Genomic DNA, 2,537 nt, shown 5'->3' with positions numbered 1-2,537 from the left:
TTCTTATTATGAAATAAATGGAATAGTTCCATCAAAGAAACTATTAAGCGAATTAAATTGTATCTTAGGATATAATAGATATAAGTTAATAATAAAACTACATCCCTATATTTGTATAGAAAATTCATACATGCATGAATTAATTGGTTTCAATAATATTATATTTGCAAATAAGAATGATGATGTTCTAGACCTGCTGATTAATGCCAGTGTATTAATCACAGACTATTCTAGTATTTGTTTTGATTTCTTAACGTTGGGAAAAGAAATCATTTTCCTAATGCCTGATTATGACCAATACGTTGGTCAAACCAGAGGTTTAAACTTTGAATTAAAAGATTTTGCTCCAGGAAAGATTTTCACTAATTGGAATGATTTAATAAAGTATATCCCTGTGATTAATCGCAAATTTACTTTGGATGATGATTATCTAAAAGCTTTGAAGATGTCAAACGAATTTCACACGAGAAAAAATTCCTATATTTTTGATTTTATAGAAAAAAGAGCAAAGCTATAATGGTGAAAGAGTTTAAAATTAAAACTGATTGCTATATTATTATACTATGGTTTTTTATTGCTGCCTTTAAGATCTTATTTAACAATATATTATATTTCCGTGATGTTGAAGTAATACAATTCATAATTACAATTTTATTTTGGCTGATTGGCCTGGTTATTATCCTTAGAAGATTTTTGAATCATGCTATAAAATTAGACACATTATTAATTGTTTGTTCTGTTTTAATATGCTTGTCAATATTGAATGCGAATCTTTTAACGTTTGTTTTTGCTGTATTGGTGTGGAGCTCCATTTCTTATCTCCTGGATAGAAGGGCGTTTATTTTTTTTTACTCTGCCAGTTTGTTTTTTTTAATTATAACTATACTAATAAGTGTGGCCCTCAATGAGCAATTGTTTTACATCGATGGTCGTTACGGAAAAGTTCCTACGTTTGGCTTCGAAAATTCTAACAGTTTTCCGCAGTTATTAGTAATATATTTATTGATATCTACTTCACGTCTACGGACCTCTATAATCTTGGGTAGTATTATCTTGTTTTTTGCTTATATGGAATTAAAAACAAGGTCTATGTACATGATTATTATTCTTTATCCATTAGTGATTTTATTATTAAAGTTTTTCAAAGGTAAAATCATTTGTATTCTTCCTCTAGTTTTGATCGTTTTAAATTTTGTGACGGTTCTTAATTTAAACAATGAATACATAAAAAGTTTGGATGTGCTTTTATCATATAGATTATCTTATTCTTTGGAGCTAATTAATAATCTATCATTCTCTCAATGGTTTACTGGGACTTCATCGGAACTTGGTATCCCAATGGATATGTCATACATCAACTTAGTTTATAAATATGGAATAATAGCAACTGCAATGATTGTCGTTTTAGCGATGAAAGCCTTGCATGTTGCTTTAAGTCATAGTGATAGTAAGGTTGTAGCAATCATAGTATGTTTCTTTTGTTATGCGTTTGTAGAGAATGTACTTCTGAATTATTATCTAAATCCCACATTATATTTTATCTTTTATTTTTACGCAAAAAACAAACAGCGTGAATGGTTGAATAATAATGCTGGATAACATTTTAAAGGTGTATGATAGAAATGATACCTAAAATAATACATTATATATGGCTTGGTGATATTGATAATATGCCAAAACTAAGCAAAAAATGTATAGATAGTTGGAAAAAACATCTTTTAAATTATGAAATTATATTTTGGGATGAATGCAAAATTAGAAGCACATTTAAAGAGAATGAAATTGAGTTCTTTAATAAAATGGTTAAGCTAAAAAAATTTGCATTTGCTGCTGATTATGCAAGATGTATTATCCTTGATAAATTTGGTGGAGTGTATTTAGATACCGATATAGAAATAATACGTGATATTACTCCGTTACTTTCAGTCAGTGATGTATTCCTCGGATTAGAAGACGATAATAAACCAAATTGTGCTGTTATTGGTGCCACTAGCAATAATATTTTTTTGAAAAAATTAATAAAGTTTATAATTCAAGCTGATGGTCTCACAGAAATTCCTATATTAGCGTACGAAGCATTGCTAGGTATATCTGAAAGATTTTGTGATTTAAACAGGCTCACAATAATTGATGGTATAGCAGTATATCCGGAGCAGTTCTTTTATCCTTATAATCCTTATCGCAGAGATTCACTTAGTCAATTGATGTTTAGCGATATTACAGAAGAAACATACGCAATACATCATTGGGCTAAAACTTGGAAACTAACTATTTTTGAGCGTATAAAAAAAAGATTGTTTAAGCAGAAATAAAAATAAGCTGTATTATTATATTATAGTTTAAGGTTATTATTATAAATATCTATTAGCACATGGTAAATACAGTTATGTTTTAGTCGTATTAATGTTTTCTATTGTATGAGTTGATGAGTATGTTTATTAGATTGCTACAATTGAATTAATCGAACAATATGATTGGACAGAAGGAGTGATTTAAATGTCGCGGGTTACAATTGGTATTTTGACATACAAACGAAT

Annotated in this window: 3 protein-coding genes; all 3 read left to right on the top strand. The window is 28.4% G+C overall.

Annotated features, from left to right (window positions below):
- Window positions 1–517 (top strand): CDP-glycerol glycerophosphotransferase family protein (locus CXQ94_RS21245; RefSeq protein ID WP_181034354.1); only part of this gene is annotated, 517 nt, incomplete at its 5' end.
- A complete protein-coding gene (wzy, locus tag CXQ94_RS21240; protein ID WP_104092564.1) occupies window positions 517–1,599 on the top strand; it encodes an O82 family O-antigen polymerase in 1,083 nt (360 codons plus the stop codon). The genes CXQ94_RS21245 and wzy, both read left to right, overlap by 1 nt.
- A gap of 14 nt (window positions 1,600–1,613) precedes the next feature.
- Entirely contained in the window at window positions 1,614–2,312 is a 699-nt protein-coding gene (locus tag CXQ94_RS21235; protein ID WP_053880138.1) for a glycosyltransferase, read from the top strand.
- The last annotated feature ends 225 nt before the right edge of the window (window positions 2,313–2,537 follow it).

This window comes from Arthrobacter sp. GMC3 (assembly GCF_002929305.1).
In the GTDB taxonomy this organism is placed as follows: Bacteria; Actinomycetota; Actinomycetes; order Actinomycetales; family Micrococcaceae; genus Specibacter.
This window is presented reverse-complemented; position numbering and strand designations above follow the sequence as displayed.